The sequence below is a fragment of the Streptomyces sp. NPDC002536 genome (assembly GCF_053594995.1).
Map to the genome: position 1 here is coordinate 1 of NZ_JBSFWU010000032.1, position 18,923 is coordinate 18,923.

Sequence of the window (18,923 nt, forward strand, 5' to 3'; positions counted from 1 at the left end):
GCGGTGGGTGGAACAGGACGCACGACCCCAGGGTCCGGGGCGAAGCCCCGGGAGCTTCGACTGCGGGCGCGTCGTGGCTGATCGCGCAGTTCCCCGCGCCCCTTACGGGGCGCTGCAAGACCCGTCGGACAGACCTAGCGCCAGCGCTCCCGTTCGGCCGCGCTCCGTTCCACGCAGAACTCGTTGCCCTCGATGTCGGCCATGGTCGCCCACCCCGTCCCGTCCGGGCGGCGGAGGTCGTCCACCATCGTCGCCCCCAGGGCGAGCAGGCGCTCCACCTCCTCGTCACGCGTGCGGCCCTGCGGCTGCAGGTCCAGGTGCACGCGGTTCTTCACGATCTTGCGCTCGGGCACCGTGATGAACAGCAGTGACGCGCTTGCGGAGGTGACGGTCGCCTCCGGGTCGCCCGGGTGGTCGTCGGCGGCGAGCGAGCCGTCGAGGACCTCGGCCCAGAAGGAGGCCAGGCGGTGGGCGTCGGCACAGTCGATGGTGATGTGACGCACGAGGGAAGACATGCGCATCACCCTACGGCCGGGGGCGGCCGCCGAGAACGGTCGGGACCATGGCCGGTTGCGGTCGTCGGCAGTACCCTGCCGGCCGTGGATGCCCTCGCCTTCGACCCCGTCGCCGAGCACGACAAGACCCGCGCCGCGCTGCACGAGACGTGCCGACGGCTCGGCCAACTGCTCGATGGCGTCGGTGATATGACCGTGCCGTCCAGCCTCCCCGACTGGACAGTGGGCGACGTCGGCGCCCACCTCCGGGCCGTCTACCTCGCCTACTGCTCCGCCTTCACCGGCGAGTTCGCCGACTGGGACAGTGTTCTTCCGCCCGAGGACGGCTCGTTGACCGAGCGGATCACAGCCGTGAACGCCAAGGCCGTCTCGCTCTTCGGCGCGGACGAACGCGCACACCTCGGCGACTTCGTCCGCGACCACGGTGAAACGTTCCTCCGTGTCACCGAGGGGCTCGCGCCGGAGAGGCCCGTACCCACGCCCTGGTACGGACAGCAGGTGACCCTGACGCTTGCCACCGCGACCGGGCTGCTGCTCAGCGAAAGCCTGCTCCACGGGCGCGACATCGCCCGCGGCGCCCGGCTCCCCTGGACGATCGCGCCGGACGCGGCACGGCTGGTCATCGGGCAGTCGATGCCGACGATGATGCCGCTCACCCTGGACCGGGCGAAGGCGCAAGGCGTGCGCATCTCCTTCGACCTCGCCGTCCGCGGCGGGCCGCGGCTGGCGGTCGCCGTCGAGGACGGGACGATGACGGTGACCCGCGAGGGGACGCCCTCGCGCCGCTCCGACTGCCGGATCTCGGCGGATCCGGTCGCCTTCCTGCTGACCGCCTTCCGCCGCTCACCGCTCTGGAAGGAGATGACCCGGGGCCGGATGCTGGCCGGCGGCCCCCGGCCGTGGCTCGCCCTGCGCCTGCGCGGGCTCATCGCCGGTCCGTGAACAACGGACGGGCATGGGACGGGAATGGAGGCCGTGGCGGGAATCGAACCCACGTAACTCGCTTTGCAGGCGAGCCCCTCAACCACTCGGGCACACGGCCGTTTCGTGCATCTGTCCACGACCATAGGGCGCCGGGGGCGCCCGCTCAACGGGGCCTCGGGGCCTGCCACGCAGCCGACATGCCCCGTTCACGGAACGGCGGGAGGGCGGGGCGCCGTGGCGATCATCCAGAAGCAACCCGGCGGTCCTCGCCCCCGTCCCCCAAATTCCGCTTATGATTCCTGCGTGTTCGACTCGCGGCACATCAAGACGTTCCATGCGGTGGTCACGACGGGGTCGTACTCCGCAGCCGCTCGCGCGCTCGGATACACGCAGCCCGCGATCACCCAGCAGATGAAGGCGCTCGAACGGGCCGTCGGCACGCCCCTCTTCACCCGGGCCGGGCGGCGGATGCGGCTGACCGAGGCCGGGGAGGCGATGGCGCGGCACGCCGAGACGATTCTGGACAGCCTCACCGCCGCGCAGCAGCAGATGAGTTCGCTGACGCGGCTGCGGGCCGGGCGGGTGCGGGTTTGTGCGTTTCCCAGCGCCGGCGCCACCATCGTGCCCGAGGCGCTCGCCCGGCTGGCCGCCGATCATCCGGGGGTGCGGGTCGAGCTGCTGGAGGGCGAGCCGCCCGAGTCGCTGCGCCGGCTGGTGCGCGGCGAGTGCGACATCACGCTCGCCTTCACCTATCCCGGCCTGCGTGAACAGGTTCCCGAGGAGCTGGTGGAGATACCGCTCATGGAGGACCAGCTGACCGTGCTGCTGCCCGCGGGGCATCCGTTCGCCCGGCGCCGCGCGGTCAAGCTCGCCGAGCTGGCGGACGAGCGCTGGATAGCCGGGTGCCTGCGCTGCCGCGCCAACTTCCTCCACGAGTGCGCCGAAGAGGGCTTCGCGCCCGACATCGCCTTCACCACGGACGACATCCTCGTCGTGCAGTCGCTCGTCGCCGAGGGGCTCGGCGTGGCCATGATGCCGGGGCTCGTGCTGTCCTTCCTGCGCCACGACAAGATCACCGGGCGGGCCCTCGACCCCGCGTCCCGCCGGCAGGTCTCCGCCTATGTACTGCGCGAGCATCTCCGGATTCCGGCCACCATGCTCGTCCTGGACGAGCTCAAGGCCGTCGCCGCGCGGCGGGTGGGCTGCTAGCGGACCCTGTGCCCGCTCGAACAACGCACCCCGATCCATAAGCGGGCGTTGGGATACTCTCTACGAACTGTCGTTGGACTGATGGATCAAGCCGCCCGACTCTGCACGTATGACCACACCTACCGCACCCCCGACGACAGCCCGCCTGGACGAGCTCATCGGCGACGTCCGGGAGGCCGTAGGCCGCGGACTGCCGCCCGACACGACGGCGTACCTCGTCGGTGAGCGGCTCGCGGCCCACCTCGGCGCCGGCGATCTGCTGACCGAGGAGCAGTGCGAGGGCGACCCCGAGCACTACCGCCAGCACATCCTGCACGCCGAACCCGACGGCAGCTTCTCCGTCGTCGCGCTCGTCTGGATGCCCGGACAGCAGACCTGTATCCACGACCACGTCTCCTGGTGCGTCACCGGAGTCCACCAGGGCACCGAGAGCGAGCGCCGCTACCGCCTCGTCCCGGAGGGCCTGACCGCCCGGCTGGTCGCGACCGAGGACGTGGTCAACGCCCAGGGCGACGTGTGCGGCTTCGCGCCGCCCGGTGACATCCACCGGGTGCGCAACGCCGGTTCGTCCACCGCCATCTCCGTCCACATCTACGGGGCCGACGTCTCGCGGCTCGGATCGAGCGTCCGCCGCGTGTACGACCTTCCGGCCCACGAGCTCTGACCGCACACATGACACTGATCTCTTCGCGGGAGCGGGCACGCTCCTCCGCCGGCACCGGGCGCAAACCCGGCAAGCTGCCCGGCCTCGCCATGGCCGCCGCCGGCGTCGCCCTCTCCTGGGGCGTCCACCGGCTCGTGCCCGCCGTCCCGATGCTCACCGTCGCCGTCGTGCTCGGCATCGCCGCCGCGCACCTGCCCGGGGTACGGGCCCTGGTGCGCGGCGCCGGGCGGCCCGGGCTGACGCTGGCCGGCAAGCGGCTCATGCGCGTCGGCGTCGTCCTGCTCGGCCTCAAGCTCAGCCTGGACGACGTGCTCGGGCTCGGCTGGGCCACCGTGGTCATGGTGCTGGTCACCGTCGTGGCGACGTTCTTCGGGACGCTGTGGCTCGGCCGCCGGCTCGGGCTGCGCGGCGACCAGCCGCTGCTGATCGCCACCGGGTACTCGATCTGCGGGGCCTCCGCGATCGGCGCCGTCAGCGAGGTGTCCGGCAGCGACGAGGAGGACGTGGCGACGTCCGTCGCCCTGGTCACGCTGTGCGGCACGCTCGCCATCGCCGTCCTGCCGCTGCTGCACCATCCGCTCGGGCTGGACGACGCGCAGTTCGGGCGGTGGGTCGGTGCGGGCGTGCACGACGTCGGACAGGTGGTCGCCACCGCGCAGACCGCCGGGCCGGCGGCGCTCGGCGAGGCCGTGCTCGTCAAGCTGATGCGGGTGGCGCTGCTGGCGCCGCTCGTCGCGGCGGTGGCCGTCGCGGTGCGCCGGAGGCGGGCGTACGACGTCGACGCCGGCGCGGCGGAGGGCAAGCGGCCCGCGCTCGTACCGCTCTTCGTGCTCGGCTTCCTCGCCATGGTCGTCGTCCGGACGACCGGCTGGGTGCCCGCAGCCGCCCTGGACGGTGCGCAGCACGTGCAGGAACTGCTGCTCGCCGCCGCCCTGTTCGGGCTCGGCAGCGCGGTGCACCTGCCCTCGCTGGTACGGACCGGAGGGCGGGTCGCGGCGCTGGGGCTGTGCTCGTGGGTGGTGATCGCCGGGGTGTCGTACGGCGGTGTCCTGCTGACGACGTGAGGCTGCGGGACGGGATGGGATGAGGCGAGACGAGAGGGGCCCGGCCGGTGCCGGGCCCCTCTCCGCGGTCGGCCTCCCTAGGACCGAAGGCGGAGGGGAATTGGTTCCCGTGACAGGGGCGAAATCGCCTTGCGCTCCTTACTCTGAAGGGCATGACCGCTCCCGATTCCACCGACTCCCCGGCCCTGTCCGGCATACCCTCACCCGACGCGCCGGAAGGCATACTCGGGCGCCGTCACCGGGCGCTCACCCTCGGCATCATCTCCGTCGTCTCCCTGATCGCCTTCGAGGCGAGCGCGGTCAACACCGCGATGCCGGTCGCCGCGCGGGCGCTCGACGGCATCGGGATGTACGCGTTCGCCTTCACCGCCTTCTTCACGGCGAGTCTCTTCGCCATGGCGCTGTCGGGGGAGTGGTGCGACCGCGCCGGACCGCCGGCCCCCCTCTTCACCGGCATCGGGGCCTTCGGCGCCGGCCTGCTCGGGGCCGGCGCGGCGCAGCAGATGTGGATGTTCGTGGCGGCGCGCGCCGTGCAGGGCGCCGGTTCCGGGCTGGTGATCGTCGCGCTGTACGTGGTCGTGGGGCGGGCCTACCCGGAACGGCTGCGCCCGTCGGTGATGGCCTCGTTCTCGGCGGCGTGGGTGGTCCCGGTCATCGTGGGCCCGGCGGTGGCCGGCACGGTCACCGAGCAGCTCGGGTGGCGCTGGGTGTTCCTCGCCATCCCCCTGCTGGTGCTGCCCCCGCTGGTGGTGATGCTGCCGGCCCTGCGGCGCGTCCCGGCCGGGGTGCGGACGGAGCGGATGGACCGGCGGCGGATCCTGCTGGCCCTCGCCGTGGCGGCCGGCGCCGGGCTGCTGCAGTACGCGGGCCAGGAGCTGCGGCCCTGGTCCCTGCTGCCCGCGGCCGCCGGGCTGTTGCTGCTGGTGCCGTGCGTGCTGCGGCTGCTGCCGGCCGGGACGTTCCGGGCCGCGCGGGGGCTGCCGGCGGTGGTTCTGCTGCGGGGCATCGCGCAGGGCTCGTTCCTTGCCGCGGAAGGGTTCGTGCCGCTGATGCTCGTGACGGAGCGGGGCATGTCGGCCACGCTGGCCGGGATGTCGCTGACGGGCGGCGGGCTGACGTGGGCACTGGGCTCGTACACCCAGAGCCGTCCCGCGGCGGAGCCGTACCGGGCACGGCTGATGAGCCTGGGCATGGCCCTGCTGGCGGTGGCCGTCGGCGTGGTGCCCGCCGTGCTGGCCGGCGCCGTGCCGGTGTGGGGCGTGGCCGTCGCGTGGATCCTCGCCGGGTACGGGATGGGCCTGACGATGTCCAGCCTCGGCGTACTGCTGCTGCGGCTCTCGCGGGAGGGGGAGGAGGGCACCAACTCGGCCTCGATGCAGGTGTCCGATGCGCTGGGCAGCATCGTGCTGGTGGGGGTGGCGGGTGTGCTGTTCGTCTCCTTCGGGGGCGGGTCGGTGTCCGCCGGGGCGGGGGGCGCTGCCGCGCCGGGCGGGGCGTTCGTGGCCGTTTTCGCCTTGGCGGCGGCGTGTGCCCTGGCGGGTGCGTGGGTCGGTACGAGGCTGCGGCCCCGGGGGTAGGAGGCCCTGGGGGTGCCGCCCGGGGACGGTGCCGCACCGGGCGGCACCTCCGGGCCCCCCGAACGGCCCGGTAGGCTGTCGCGGTTGCCTGTCGCCGACCCAGCCGACGGAGACCGTGACTACCACCACACATCACCATCTCTCGCCCGCCTTCCCCGGCCGGGCCCCCTGGGGTACCGCCAACAAGCTGCGTGCCTGGCAGCAGGGCGCCATGGACAAGTACATCCAGACGCAGCCCCGGGACTTCCTCGCCGTCGCGACCCCGGGCGCCGGGAAGACCACCTTCGCCCTGACCCTCGCCTCGTGGCTGCTGCACCACCACGTCGTCCAGCAGGTGACGGTGGTCGCACCCACCGAGCACCTGAAGAAGCAGTGGGCGGAAGCCGCCGCCCGCGTCGGGATCAAGCTCGACCCGGAGTACAGCGCGGGCCCGCTGGGCCGCGAGTACCACGGCGTCGCCGTCACCTACGCCGGCATCGGCGTACGGCCGATGCTGCACCGCAACCGGTGCGAGCAGCGCAAGACCCTCGTCATCCTCGACGAGATCCACCACGCCGGCGACTCCCGCTCCTGGGGCGAAGCCTGCCTGGAGGCCTTCGACCCGGCCACCCGCCGGCTGTGCCTGACCGGTACGCCCTTCCGGTCCGACACCAACCCCATCCCCTTCGTCACATACGAGGAGGGCAACGACGGCATCCGCCGCTCCTCCGCCGACTACACGTACGGATACGGCAACGCCCTCTCCGACGGCGTCGTCCGGCCCGTCATCTTCCTCTCGTACAGCGGCAACATGCGCTGGCGCACCAAGGCGGGCGACGAGCTCTCCGCCCGGCTCGGCGAGCCGATGACCAAGGACGCGGTCTCGCAGGCGTGGCGCACCGCCCTGGACCCGCGCGGCGACTGGATGCCGAACGTGCTGCGCGCCGCCGACCAGCGGCTGACCGAAGTGCGGAAGTCCATCCCGGACGCGGGCGCCCTCGTCATCGCCTCCGACCAGGACTCGGCGCGCGCCTACGCCAAGCTGCTGCGCGAGATCACCGGCGAGGGTCCGACGGTCGTCCTCTCCGACGACTCCGGCGCCTCGCAGCGCATCGACGACTACGCGGGCGGCGACTCGCGCTGGATGGTCGCCGTCCGCATGGTGTCCGAGGGCGTCGACGTGCCGCGCCTCGCGGTCGGCGTCTACGCCACGACGATCTCCACGCCGCTGTTCTTCGCCCAGGCCGTCGGCCGCTTCGTGCGTTCGCGGCGCCGCGGCGAGACCGCGTCCGTCTTCCTGCCGACCATCCCCATGCTGCTCTCCTTCGCCAACGAGATGGAGGTCGAGCGCGACCACGTCCTCGACAAGCCCAAGAAGGACGGCGAGGAGGAGGACCCGTACGCCGAGTCCGAGAAGGAGATGGACGAGGCGAACAAGCAGGAGGACGAGGACACCGGCGAGCAGGACATGCTGCCCTTCGAGGCACTGGAGTCCGACGCCGTCTTCGACCGCGTCCTGTTCAACAGCGCCGAGTTCGGCATGCAGGCGCACCCGGGCAGCGAGGAGGAGATGGACTACCTCGGCATCCCCGGCCTCCTGGAGCCCGACCAGGTGCAGCTGCTGCTGCAGAAGCGGCAGGCGCGGCAGATCGCGCACAGCCGCAGGAAGCCGGACGAGCAGGCCGACCTCCTGGAGATCCCCGCCGAGCGGCGGCCGGTGGTCACGCACAAGGAACTGCTGGAGCTGCGCAAGCAGTTGAACACGCTCGTCGGCGCGTACGTCCACCAGAGCGGCAAGCCGCACGGCGTCATCCACACCGAGCTGCGCCGCGTGTGCGGCGGCCCGCCGAGCGCGGAGGCGACGGCCGGCCAGCTGACCGAGCGGATCGACAAGGTCCGGGAGTGGGCCACGCGCATGAAGTAGCCCATGCGCGGGGCGCGTCCGACGTGCGCGCCCCGCGCACGGTGTCCGCATGCTGAAACTCCGGCTCCGATACTCGTGATTCGCCTGCGGGATGACCGGATTGTGGGCAGACTCTTCCGCAGAGCGGACCGGCGGCGCTACGGTCCGGTCACGCACGCCCCGTGGCAGCGCCGCCGCGGAGCGCAGCCGGTACTCAGTGCGTCTCAGCAACCGGCGGCCTCTCCTTGCGCGCTGCCGGACGGGACCGGTGGCGCAACCCCACCGCATCGACGGCCGCCACTCATCGGAGGAGGGGGCGTCGTGACCGCGGAGACCTCGCAGACGCTCGACAGGGGACTGCGCGTCCTCAAACTGCTCGCCGACACCGACCACGGCCTGACCGTCACCGAGCTCTCCACCCGGCTCGGGGTCAACCGCACGGTCGTCTACCGCCTGCTCGCCACGCTGGAGCAGCACGCCCTCGTCCGCCGGGACCTCGGCGGCCGGGCCCGGGTCGGGCTCGGGGTGCTGCGGCTCGGACGGCAGGTGCACCCGCTGGTGCGGGAAGCGGCCCTGCCCGCCCTGCGGGCCCTCGCCGAGGATCTCGGGGCCACCGCCCACCTGACCCTCGTCGACGGGGCCGAGGCCCTGGCGGTTGCCGTCGTCGAACCGACCTGGACCGACTACCACGTGGCCTACCGGGCCGGCTTCCGCCACCCGCTCGACCGCGGCGCGGCCGGCCGGGCCATCCTCGCCGCCCGCCGCGGCGAGGCCGACTCCCCCGGCTACGCGCTCACCCACGGCGAGCTGGAGGCGGGCGCGAGCGGCGCGGCCGCGCCGCTGCTCGGGGTGACCGGGATCGAGGGCAGCGTCGGCGTGGTGATGCTCGCGGACTCGGTGCCCGAGCGGGTCGGGGCGCGGGTGATGGAGGCGGCGAAGGAGGTGGCCGACGCGCTGCGGTGAGCGGGATTGCTAGATTCGCAGTATGTCTGCTCCGTCCCGCCGCTCCCGTACCCTCGCCGTCTGCGCCGCGCCCGTGGTCGCGCTGCTGGCGGTGGCCGCGTTCGTGCCCCTGCCGTTCGCGATCGCGCAGCCCGGGACGACGGTGAACGTGCTGGGCTCCGACAAGAACAAGCCGGTGATCAGCATCAGCGGGGCGGAGAGCCGGCCGACGAGCGGGCAGCTGCGGATGACCACGATCATGGCCACCGGTCCGCAGGCCGACGTCATGCTCGGCGACGTGGTCGACGGCTGGTTCCGCACCGACCGCGCCGTCATGCCGCACGACGCCGTCTACCCGTCCGGTCAGTCGGACCGGCAGATCGAGCAGCACAACCTCGCGGAGATGGCGAAGTCGCAGGACGCGGCCGTGTCCGCGGCGCTGGGCTATCTGCAGCGGTCGCCGAAGGACGTCAAGGTCGAACTGCGCCTGGCGGACGTCGGCGGCCCGAGCGCGGGCCTGCTCTTCGCGCTGGGCGTCGTCGACAAGCTGAACGGGAACGGCAACGGGGGAGACCTCACCGGCGGCCGGACGATCGCGGGCACCGGGACGATCGATCCGGACGGCAGCGTGGGCGCGGTCGGCGGCGTCTCGCTGAAGACGCAGGCTGCCAAGCGGGACGGGGCGACCGTCTTCCTCGTCCCCAAGGCGGAGTGCACCGACGCGCAGGCGGAACTGCCCAAGGGCATGCAGCTGATTCCGGTGACGGAGCTGAAGGATGCGGTGGCGTCGCTCAAGGCCCTTGCCTCCGGCGGGACGGTGCCGAGCTGCTGAGGCCGTGCCCCGTAAGGGGCGCGGGGAACTGCGCGACCAGCCACGGACGGCCCGCACTCACCCCCTCCGCACAAACCCCTCCCGCACCAGCCACCCCAGCGCCACCTCCCGTGGGTCGTGCCCCTGCACATCCACCTCCGCGTTCAGTTCCCGCGCCACCTCGTTCGTCAGCCGTGCCGTGATCGGATCCAGCACGTCCCGGATCGCCGGATGCTCCCGCAGGGCCTTGGCGTTGAGTTCCGGCGCCGCGTTGTAGTTCGGGAAGAAGTGACGGTCGTCCTCCATGACGGCCAGGTCCATCGCCTTGATCCGGCCGTCCGTCGTGAACACCTCCCCGTACGTGCACGAACGGCCCCCGGACACCTGGGTGTAGATGATGCCGCCGTCCATCTTCTGCACCCGCGACGCCGGGACCGTCATCCCGTACGCCTTCGCCATCCCCGGCAACCCGTCGTTACGCGCGGCGAATTCGCTCTCCACGCACAGTGTCACCGCTCCCGGGTTCGTCGCCGCGAGCGCCGCGACGTCCGACAACGTCCGGGTCCCGTACCGCCGTTCGTTCTCCCGGTTCAGTGCCAGCGCATACGTGTTGTCGAGCGCCGCGGGCGGCAGCCACGCCAGGCCGTTCTTCGCGTCCGCCTCGGCGACCGCGCGCCACTGCTCGTGCGGGTCCTTGATCGGCTTGTCGTGGCCGAGGTAGGTGATCCACGCGGTGCCCGTGTACTCGTACATCGCGTCCGCACCCCCCGAGCGCACCGCCTCCCGGGCGCCGATCGAGCCCTGGATGTTGGTGCGGTCCAGTACGCTCGCGCCCGCCGCGCGGAAGGCGAGGCCCATGATCTGGCCGAGGACGATGTTCTCGCTGAAGTTCTTCGACGTCACCGTCAGGTGCGCGCCCCTCAGCGGCAGGCCCTGCCCCACCGACCCCGGCCGGACCTCCTCGACCAGCGGCGAGCCGCTGGTCAGCCCGCAGCCGCCGAGCAGTGCCGCCGGCAGGAACAGCACCCCGGCGATCAGGGTCGCCACCACCGCGCGCCGCTTGGCGCGGGCCACCTCCGCGTTGTGCGCCGCCTCCAGCACCCCGGCCACGGTCAGTCACCCCCCTCCAGGCCGCGCGGCCGCAGCAGCATCTCCGCCAGCGACGCCAGCCAGTCGACGAGCAGGGCCAGCGCCACCGTCAGCACCGAGCCCAGCACCAGCACCGGCATCCGCTGGTTGGTGATGCCGGAGGCGATCAGGTCGCCCAGGCCGCCGCCCCCGCCGAAGTAGGCGAGCGTCGCGGTGCCCACGTTGAGGACGAGCGCGGTGCGCACCCCGGCGAGGATCAGCGGTACGGCCAGCGGGAGTTCGACCCTGCCCAGCACGCCCACCGGGGACATCCCGATGCCGCGCGCGGCCTCCGTCAGCAGCGGGTCGATGGCCTGCAGCCCCGCGACGGTGTTGGCGAGGACGGGCAGCACCGCGTAGACGACGATGCCGATGAGCGCGGCCTTCGTCCCGATGCCCAGCCAGATCACCAGCAGCGCCAGCAGGCCGATCGCGGGCGTCGCCTGCCCGATGTTGGCGACGGCCATGGCCATGGGCGCGGCGCCGCGCAGCGGCCGGCGGGTGAGCAGGACGCCCAGCGGGATCGCGATGACCAGGACGAAGAAGGTGGAGACGACGGTGAGGTAGACGTGCTGCTCCAGCCGCAGCCACACGTTGCCGCCCCCGATGGCGTTGCGGGCGATGGAGTCCAGCCGGGCCCCGCGGAACCACAGCCAGGTGCCCAGCAGGATCAGCGCGACCACGGCCGGCAGGACGACGAGCTTCTGCCAGGTGATCCGGCGCGCGGGGACGGGGCGTTCGGACACGGCCCCCGCGGCCCCCGCGGCCCCCGCGACCTCCGTCTCGTCGCGGAAGACGATCCCGCGCACCTCCAGTTCGCCCGGCGGCCGTTCGTCCTTCGGCGGCGGGGAATCCGCCGGGCTCACGCGTCGCCCTCCTGCTCCCGCCGGGTCTGCTCCGCGCGCTGCTCCTCCAGCGCGTGCTGGTGCTCGACGGCCTCCAGCCGGTCCGCCTCCAGCAGTTCGTGGACGGAGTTCATGAGGGTCTGCATGTCGACGACGCCCTCGTACCGTCCGCGCTTGCCCGTCACCGCCACCCGCCCGGCGTTGTCGATGAGCACCGCCTCCAGCGCGTCGCGCAGCGTCGCGTCGCGCGTGACCGTGTCGTGCACGAGCGTGCCCGCGCGGGCCAGCGAGCCCTTGGCGCGCATCAGGTCGCCGCGGCGCAGCCACTTGTAGGGGCGGTGGTGCCGGTCCAGCAGGAGCAGTTCGTTGGCGGTGCCCGAGCGGAGGGTGTCGAAGAGGGACTGCAGGGGGTCGTCGACACCGGCCGTGGGGAAGTCCACGACGCCCACGTCCCGGACCCGGGTGAGATTGAGGCGCTTGAGGGCGGCGCCCGCGCCGACGAACCCGGAGACGAAGTCGTCGGCGGGGTTGGTGAGGATGGCCTCGGGGGTGTCGAACTGGGCGATCTGCGACCGCTCGCGGAGCACCGCGATGCGGTCGCCGAGCTTGATGGCCTCGTCGAAGTCGTGCGTGACGAAGACGATCGTCTTGTGCAACTCGTGCTGCAGCCGGATCAGTTCGTCCTGCAGGTGGTCGCGGGTGATCGGGTCGACGGCGCCGAAGGGCTCGTCCATCAGCAGCACGGGCGGGTCGGCGGCCAGCGCCCGTGCCACGCCCACCCGCTGCTGCTGGCCACCGGAGAGCTGCCGGGGGTAGCGGCCGTGGAACTCGCCGGGGTCCAGGCCCACCAGGTCGAGCATCTCCTCCACCCGGTTGCGGATACGGGACTTGGGCCAGCCGACCATGCGCGGCACGAGGGCGATGTTCTGCGCGACGGTCATGTGCGGGAACAGCCCGGAGGACTGGATGGCGTAGCCGACCTTGCGCCGCAGCTTCACCGGGTCGATGCCGGTGACGTCCTCGTCGTCGATGCGGATCCGGCCGGAGGTGGGCTCGATCAGCCGGTTGATCATCTTCAGGGTGGTGGACTTGCCGCAGCCCGACGGACCCACGAAGACGACGGTCTCCCCGGCCCCGATCTCCAGGCTGACGTTCTCGACGGCGGGGACGGGGGTGCCCGAGTAGCGCTTGGTGAGGTTCTCCAGCCGGATCGTGGCCCCTGTGGTGGCACGGGCGGGCGGCGCATCGCGCGTTTCAGGCACGGATCCCCCTCGGCACGGTCAGCCGTCCTATGAGGATGTAGGCGGCGTCGAAGAGCAGGGCCAGCACGATGATCCCCAGCGTTCCGGCGAGCACCTGGTTGAGCGCGTTGGCGCTGCCCAGCGAGGAGATGCCGCGGAAGATCTCGTTCCCCAGGCCCGGGCCCGAGGCGTAGGCGGCGATCGCGGCGATGCCCATCAGCATCTGCGTGGAGACCCGGATCCCGGTGAGGATCGGCGGCCAGGCGAGCGGCAGTTCCACCCGGAACAGCCGGGCCGTGCGCGACATCCCGATCCCCTTCGCCGCGTCCACCAGCGCCGGGTCCACCCCGCGCAGGCCCACGATCGCGTTGCGGACGATCGGCAGCAGCCCGTAGAGCACCAGCGCCGTGACCGTGGGCGCCACCCCCAGGCCCGTGACGGGGATCAGCAGGCCGAGCAGGGCGAGGGAGGGGACGGTGAGGAGCGTCGCGCAGACGGTGATGGCGAGGTTGCCGGCCCACTCGCTGCGGTACGTCGCCACGCCGATCGCGACCCCGGCGAGCGTGGCGACGACCATGCACTGGAACACCGCGCTGGCGTGCTGAAAAGTGTCCGCCAAGAGCTGGGCGTGGCGGCTGCCGACGTACTCCCAGAAGCTCACCCGCCACTCCTACCCGTGGGGGGACCGTGATCAGTCCTCGGACGCCTGCTTGACCAGCGGGATGATCCTCAGCGGAACCGGATTCTCCATGACGATCGCCGTGGAGGCCCGCACGATCCCATCAAAGCCCACAACCCGGTCGATCACCCGCTGGAGGTCGGCATTCGAGCGGGCCACCAGACGGCACAGCATGTCCCCGTGCCCGGTCGTGGTGTGCAGCTCCAGCACCTCGGGGACGGTCGCCAGGTGCTCGCGGACGTCCGCGCCCTGGCCCTGCTTGATCTCCAGGGTGGCGAACGCGGTCACCGGGTAGCCCAGCGCCGCCGGGTCCACGTCCGGCCCGAAACCCCGGATCACCCCCTGCGACTGCAGCCGGTCCAGCCGCGCCTGCACCGTGCCGCGCGCCACGCCCAGCCGCCGGGAGGCCTCCAGCACCCCTATCCGCGGCTCCTCGGCGAGCAGCTCGATCAGCCTGCCGTCCAAACGATCGATCACGGTTCTCCGCCTCTCCTGTGCAGCCTGTACAGAACGTCCGGAGCCTCTCGGACACCGGTGGGCAACATGCCCAGAGAATCCGCAAACTATTGCGCACCTTGCGGTTCGGAGGGACCCTGCGGCCATGACTCAGACCACGGATCACACCCCGCACACCGCACGGCAGGCCGACCCCTTCCCGGTCAAGGGGATGGACGCGGTGGTCTTCGCCGTCGGCAACGCCAAGCAGGCCGCGCACTACTACTCCGTCGCGTTCGGCATGAAGCTGGTCGCTTACTCCGGACCGGAGAACGGCAGCCGGGAGACGGCGAGTTACGTCCTGGAGTCGGGCAGCGCGCGGTTCGTCCTCACCACCGTCATCAAGCCCGTCAGCGAGCGCGGCCGCTTCCTCGCCGCCCACGTCGCCGAGCACGGCGACGGCGTCGTGGACCTCGCCATAGAGGTGCCGGACGCGCGGGCCGCGTACGCCTACGCCGTCGAGCACGGGGCGACGGGCCTGCAGGAGCCGCAGGAGATCAAGGACGAGCACGGCACGGTCGTCCTCGCCTCCATCGCCACCTACGGCAAGACCCGCCACACCCTGGTCGAGCGCTCCGACTACACCGGCCCGTACCTGCCCGGCTTCGTCGCCGCCGCGCCGATCGTCGAGCCCGGCCCGCGCCGGTTCCAGGCGATCGACCACTGTGTCGGCAACGTCGAGCTCGGCAAGATGGACGAGTGGGTCGGCTTCTACAACAACGTCATGGGCTTCACCAACATGAAGGAGTTCGTGGGCGACGACATCGCCACCGAGTACTCCGCACTCATGTCGAAGGTCGTCGCGGACGGCACCCGCAAGGTGAAGTTCCCGCTCAACGAGCCGGCGATCGCCAAGAAGAAGTCCCAGATCGACGAGTACCTGGAGTTCTACAACGGCCCCGGCGTGCAGCACATCGCCCTGGCCACGAACGACATCGTCGCCACCGTGCGCGCCATGCGCGCGGCCGGGGTGCAGTTCCTCGACACCCCCGACACGTACTACGACACGCTCGGCGAGTGGGCCGGCGAGACCCGCGTGCCCGTCGAGACGCTGCGCGAGCTGAAGATCCTCGTCGACCGCGACGAGGACGGCTACCTGCTGCAGATCTTCACCAAGCCGGTGCAGGACCGTCCGACGGTCTTCTTCGAGATGATCGAGCGGCACGGCTCGATGGGCTTCGGCAAGGGCAACTTCAAGGCGCTCTTCGAGGCCATTGAGAGGGAGCAGGAGAAGCGGGGCAATCTCTGACCTTCGGCTGCGGGCCGTCTGTGGCTGATCGCGCAGTTCCCCGCGCCCCTTACGGGGCGCGGTGCGTAGTGGCAGGGTGGTCCCATGGCTGATCTGATCGACCGGCTGCTGGACGGGCTCCCCGCCGACGCGCTGCTCACCGACCCCGACGTCATGCGCTCCTACGCCGCCGACATGGCGAGCTTCTGTGTCGCCGGGGTGCCCGGTGCCGTGGTGCTGCCGCGGACCGTGGAGCAGGTGCAGCACGTGATGCGCACCGCGACGGCACTGCGCGTGCCGGTCGTGCCGCAGGGCGCCCGGACAGGTCTGTCCGGCGCGGCCAATGCGCTGGACGGGTGCATCGTGCTGTCGCTGGTGAAGATGGACCGGATCGTCGAGATCGATCCGGTCGACCGGGTCGCCGTCGTGGAGCCGGGCGTGGTCAACGCCGTCCTGTCGCGCGCGGTCGCCGAACAGGGCCTCTACTACCCGCCGGACCCGTCGAGTTGGGAGCAGTGCACCATCGGCGGCAACATCGGCACGGCGTCCGGCGGGCTGTGCTGCGTCAAGTACGGCGTCACCGCCGAGTACGTACTGGGCCTGGACGTCGTCCTCGCGGACGGCCGGCTGCTGAAGACCGGCCGCAGGACGGCCAAGGGCGTTGCGGGCTACGACCTGACGCGCCTGTTCGTCGGTTCCGAGGGCAGCCTCGGCGTGGTCGTACGGGCCGTCCTGGCGCTCAAGCCCGAGCCGCCGCAGCAGTTGGCGCTGGCGGCGGAGTTCCCGTCGGTCGCGGCGGCGTGCGAGGCGGTGTGCCGCATCATGCGGCGCGGGCACGCGCCGTCGCTGCTGGAGCTGATGGACGGCACCACGGTGCGGGCGGTCAACTCCATGGCCCGGATGGGCCTTCCGGAGAGCACGGAGGCACTGCTGCTCGCCGCCTTCGACACCCCCGACCCCGGCCCGGACCTGGCCGCGGTGGCGGAACTGTGCCGCGATGCGGGGGCGACGGAGGTCGTCCCCGCCGAGGACGCGGCCGAGTCGGACCTGCTGCTGCAGGCGCGCCGCATGTCGCTGCCGGCCCTGGAGACGCTCCGCCCGGCCACGATGATCGACGACGTGTGCGTCCCGCGGTCCCGCCTGGCGGAGATGCTGGAGGGCACGGCGGCCGTCGCGGAGCGGCACGGCCTGACCATCGGCGTGTGCGCCCACGCGGGCGACGGCAACACCCACCCGGTGGTCTGCTTCGACCCGGCCGACGCGGACGAGGCACGGCGCGCACGGGAGTCTTTCGACGAAATCATGGCCCTGGGCCTGGAGTTGGGCGGCACGATCACGGGCGAGCACGGGGTGGGCCTGCTGAAGAAGGAATGGCTGGCGAAGGAACTGGGCCCGGTGGGCCTGGAGATGCAGCGCGGCATCAAGGCGGTCTTCGACCCGCTGGGGCTGCTGAACCCGGGCAAGGTGCTGGACACCTGACCCACCCGGGCTTGCCCACCGGCCCGATTGCCCCGAACGCCATGACGTTCGGGGCAATCGGGTGGGAGGGCGGGCGGAAACGGGGTCCGGGGCGGAGCCCCGGCAACGGACCCGTCACCCGGACTCGGCGGTCAGCAAAACCCGCAGCCCCTCGTCCAGCCCCAGCAACTCGGCCTCCGCCCCAGGCGGAACAACCCGCATCGTGCGCTCCAGCCACCCCGTGACAACGTTCGCCTGCGCGAGCACCACCGCCTCGCCCTCCGGCGACGTCAGCCCCAGGCACACCACCGTGCGTCCCCCGGCCCGCGCGGGCCACACCCGCACGTCCCCTTCCCCGGTCGGACGGAAGACCCCGTCCACCAGCAGGTCGCGCGCGAACGTCCATGTCACCGGCGCGAGTGAGGTGATGTGGAAGGTGATGCGCACGGCGTACGGATCGTCCGCGCAGTACGTCAGCCGGGCCGGCACGGGAATGCTGTGCTCCGGTGACAGCATCAGGTCGATGTCCAGCTCGCGTTCCACCACGGTGTGCATGAGTGCGCCCTCTCTGCTCGGCTTCCCTCGACGCGTGGCCCTTCGGCGTGGGCCCGCACCGGGGAGAGCGCATCGGCCCCACGTCATGACGCGACTTTTCACCCTGACTTCTCACCATGACGTCGCAGCATGGATCCGGGCGTCCTCCAGTCGCACGTGTGAGTGGTCCCGCTCCCGGGACGGCCACAGGAGTGGGGACTTCTGGTAGACCTGTTGGCTGCGCTGCGGGTTGCCTTTTGCGCATTGAGTTCACAGTACGGACCGAACAGATACGGGACACCGGAGACCATGAGCGCACCTCCCTCGGGATCCGCCGACAGTCACCCCGTCCGCGGGTACTACCCCGACCCCTCCATTCCCGGATATATCCGTTACTGGAGCGGTACCGCCTGGGTGCCCGGCACCAGCCGGCCCGCGCCCTCCGAGGGGGAGCCGATGCCGGCGGCGCCCGCCGGGGTGGCCGGGATGGCCGCGGCCCAGGCGCCCGCGCTCGCCGCGCCCGTCCCGCCCACGCCGCGGCAGCCGACGGCGGAGGAGACGGGTCCGGTGTTCCTGGACGAGGAGCCGGAGCCGGCGGAGGGCGCCGGGGGCATCGCCTGGCGCGCGGACGCGGCCCGGCAGGAAGGCTTCGGCGGCGATGCGGACCGCCGCGTCTCCTGGGGCGGCACGCCCGGCGCCGTCCCGGAGGTCCCCCGCGCCCGCGACCCCCGGCTGCCCGCGGAACCGGCGGAGTCCGGGGCCGGTGCCTCGCTCGGGCTGCGTCCCAAGCCGCACGGCGCCGCCCCCGGCGGCCCGCCCGCGCCGCTCCCGGGCGGGCCCGAACCGCTGCCCACGACCCCGCAGATCGCGGCGGCTCCGCAGGCCCGGCCGGACCAGCGCACGCAGGAGCCGCCCGTCGTGCCGGCCCAGGCGCCCGCCGCCGTCCCCGCCCGGCGGCAGGAGAGCCCGCCGCCCGTGCTCCGCCCCTCCTCGGCCGCGGTGCCGGTCCGGGAGCAGCAGCAGTCCGTCCCGCCCACGGCCCCGGTCGGCTGGGCGCAGCAGGTGCACCGGCTCGCCGCGGGGGAGCCGGGGCCGTGGAAGCCGCCGCCCGCGGACGACATCTTCGCCGCGATGGCCGCGCAGCAGCAGGGCCGGCCCGCCCCGCTCGGCCGCCGCCTGGGCGCACGGCTGATCGACTGGGCCGTGCTCGGCTCGGCCGTGGGCGCCGTCGCGGCGCCGCTGTGGGACAAGTCCGTCGAGCACATCGACGCCAAGGTGGAGCGCGCCCGGCAGTCCGGCCAGACGGTGACGGTCTGGCTGCTCGACGGCACGACCGGCACGTACCTCGGCATCGTGCTGGCGGTCCTGCTCGTCGGCGGCGTGCTCTACGAGGCGCTGCCGACCGCCCTGTGGGGGCGCACGCTGGGCAAGAAGCTGTGCGGGGTGCGGGTGCTGGACATCGAGTCGCACGACAAGGCCTCGTTCGGCACGGCGCTGCGGCGCTGGCTGGTCAACGCGGTCCTGGGCGTGCTCGGCATCGGCGTGCTGAACGTCCTGTGGTGCGTGTTCGACCGCCCGTGGCGCCAGTGCTGGCACGACAAGGCGGCGCACACGTTCGTGGCCTCGGCGAAGAGCTGAGCCCATACGTCATCTGCGGGCCGGTGGGGGCTGGTCGCGCAGTTCCCCGCGCCCCTTACGGGGCACGGTCGGCTCGTCGGCGCGCCCCG

The 18,923-nt window shown here is 72.4% G+C and carries 18 protein-coding genes and 1 tRNA gene; 11 read left to right on the forward strand and 8 right to left on the reverse strand.

Annotated features, from left to right (window positions below; all coding sequences use genetic code 11):
* Positions 1 to 134: 134 nt before the first annotated feature.
* Entirely contained in the window at positions 135 to 515 is a 381-nt protein-coding gene (locus ACWD4B_RS14540) for a VOC family protein (RefSeq protein ID WP_336413224.1), read from the reverse strand.
* A gap of 84 nt (positions 516 to 599) precedes the next feature.
* Here ACWD4B_RS14540 and ACWD4B_RS14545 point away from each other — a divergent pair, with 84 nt between their 5' ends.
* Complete coding sequence (locus ACWD4B_RS14545) at positions 600 to 1,457, forward strand: maleylpyruvate isomerase N-terminal domain-containing protein (protein WP_451421045.1); 858 nt, start codon at positions 600 to 602, stop codon at positions 1,455 to 1,457.
* 25 nt (positions 1,458 to 1,482) lie between these two features.
* Here ACWD4B_RS14545 and ACWD4B_RS14550 read toward each other — a convergent pair.
* Positions 1,483 to 1,557 (reverse strand) — tRNA-Cys (locus tag ACWD4B_RS14550).
* Between the two features lie 185 nt (positions 1,558 to 1,742).
* Between ACWD4B_RS14550 and ACWD4B_RS14555 the strand changes: the two genes are divergently transcribed.
* The 7 genes from ACWD4B_RS14555 to ACWD4B_RS14585 all read left to right on the forward strand — a co-directional run bounded on the left by ACWD4B_RS14555 (position 1,743) and on the right by ACWD4B_RS14585 (position 9,609).
* The gene (locus tag ACWD4B_RS14555; RefSeq protein WP_336413226.1) at positions 1,743 to 2,648 is read left to right on the forward strand and encodes a LysR family transcriptional regulator; all 906 of its coding nucleotides are present in this window, start codon (positions 1,743 to 1,745) and stop codon (positions 2,646 to 2,648) included.
* A 109-nt stretch (positions 2,649 to 2,757) separates the two neighbouring features.
* Entirely contained in the window at positions 2,758 to 3,312 is a 555-nt protein-coding gene (locus ACWD4B_RS14560) for a cysteine dioxygenase family protein (protein ID WP_336413227.1), read from the forward strand.
* A gap of 8 nt (positions 3,313 to 3,320) precedes the next feature.
* On the forward strand, positions 3,321 to 4,376 hold the full coding sequence (locus ACWD4B_RS14565) for a YeiH family protein (RefSeq protein WP_451421046.1): 1,056 nt from the start codon (positions 3,321 to 3,323) through the stop codon (positions 4,374 to 4,376).
* Between the two features lie 152 nt (positions 4,377 to 4,528).
* The gene (locus tag ACWD4B_RS14570; protein WP_451421047.1) at positions 4,529 to 5,953 is read left to right on the forward strand and encodes an MFS transporter; all 1,425 of its coding nucleotides are present in this window, start codon (positions 4,529 to 4,531) and stop codon (positions 5,951 to 5,953) included.
* A gap of 115 nt (positions 5,954 to 6,068) precedes the next feature.
* The gene (locus ACWD4B_RS14575; protein WP_336413232.1) at positions 6,069 to 7,856 is read left to right on the forward strand and encodes a DEAD/DEAH box helicase; all 1,788 of its coding nucleotides are present in this window, start codon (positions 6,069 to 6,071) and stop codon (positions 7,854 to 7,856) included.
* A 300-nt stretch (positions 7,857 to 8,156) separates the two neighbouring features.
* The gene (locus tag ACWD4B_RS14580; protein ID WP_336413233.1) at positions 8,157 to 8,798 is read left to right on the forward strand and encodes a helix-turn-helix domain-containing protein; all 642 of its coding nucleotides are present in this window, start codon (positions 8,157 to 8,159) and stop codon (positions 8,796 to 8,798) included.
* 22 nt (positions 8,799 to 8,820) lie between these two features.
* The gene (locus ACWD4B_RS14585) at positions 8,821 to 9,609 is read left to right on the forward strand and encodes a YlbL family protein (protein ID WP_451421048.1); all 789 of its coding nucleotides are present in this window, start codon (positions 8,821 to 8,823) and stop codon (positions 9,607 to 9,609) included.
* Positions 9,610 to 9,666: 57 nt separating this feature from the next.
* Here ACWD4B_RS14585 and ACWD4B_RS14590 read toward each other — a convergent pair whose 3' ends face one another.
* The 5 genes from ACWD4B_RS14590 to ACWD4B_RS14610 form a co-directional block, all read right to left on the reverse strand.
* Positions 9,667 to 10,638, reverse strand: a complete 972-nt coding sequence (locus ACWD4B_RS14590) for a glycine betaine ABC transporter substrate-binding protein (protein WP_451421097.1) — start codon at positions 10,636 to 10,638, stop codon at positions 9,667 to 9,669.
* A gap of 62 nt (positions 10,639 to 10,700) precedes the next feature.
* A complete protein-coding gene (locus ACWD4B_RS14595) occupies positions 10,701 to 11,582 on the reverse strand; it encodes an ABC transporter permease (protein ID WP_451421049.1) in 882 nt (293 codons plus the stop codon).
* Positions 11,579 to 12,823 carry an ABC transporter ATP-binding protein gene (locus tag ACWD4B_RS14600; RefSeq protein WP_451421050.1) on the reverse strand — a complete coding sequence of 415 codons (1,245 nt, stop codon included), beginning with the start codon at positions 12,821 to 12,823 and terminating at the stop codon, positions 11,579 to 11,581. The genes ACWD4B_RS14595 and ACWD4B_RS14600 overlap by 4 nt, the downstream gene beginning before the upstream one ends.
* The gene (locus tag ACWD4B_RS14605; protein ID WP_451421051.1) at positions 12,816 to 13,463 is read right to left on the reverse strand and encodes an ABC transporter permease; all 648 of its coding nucleotides are present in this window, start codon (positions 13,461 to 13,463) and stop codon (positions 12,816 to 12,818) included. Before ACWD4B_RS14605 ends, ACWD4B_RS14600 begins: the two co-directional genes overlap by 8 nt.
* A 30-nt stretch (positions 13,464 to 13,493) precedes the next feature.
* A complete protein-coding gene (locus ACWD4B_RS14610; protein WP_336413238.1) occupies positions 13,494 to 13,958 on the reverse strand; it encodes an Lrp/AsnC family transcriptional regulator in 465 nt (154 codons plus the stop codon).
* 124 nt (positions 13,959 to 14,082) lie between these two features.
* Here ACWD4B_RS14610 and hppD point away from each other — a divergent pair, with 124 nt between their 5' ends.
* Entirely contained in the window at positions 14,083 to 15,225 is a 1,143-nt protein-coding gene (hppD, locus tag ACWD4B_RS14615; RefSeq protein WP_451421052.1) for a 4-hydroxyphenylpyruvate dioxygenase, read from the forward strand.
* Positions 15,226 to 15,309: 84 nt separating this feature from the next.
* Entirely contained in the window at positions 15,310 to 16,683 is a 1,374-nt protein-coding gene (locus ACWD4B_RS14620) for an FAD-binding oxidoreductase (RefSeq protein WP_451421053.1), read from the forward strand.
* 114 nt (positions 16,684 to 16,797) lie between these two features.
* Here ACWD4B_RS14620 and ACWD4B_RS14625 read toward each other — a convergent pair whose 3' ends face one another.
* The gene (locus ACWD4B_RS14625) at positions 16,798 to 17,217 is read right to left on the reverse strand and encodes an SsgA family sporulation/cell division regulator (RefSeq protein WP_451421054.1); all 420 of its coding nucleotides are present in this window, start codon (positions 17,215 to 17,217) and stop codon (positions 16,798 to 16,800) included.
* Between the two features lie 288 nt (positions 17,218 to 17,505).
* On the opposite strand from ACWD4B_RS14625, the gene ACWD4B_RS14630 reads away from it, so the two are divergent.
* A complete protein-coding gene (locus tag ACWD4B_RS14630; RefSeq protein ID WP_451421055.1) occupies positions 17,506 to 18,834 on the forward strand; it encodes an RDD family protein in 1,329 nt (442 codons plus the stop codon).
* Positions 18,835 to 18,923: the final 89 nt, after the last annotated feature.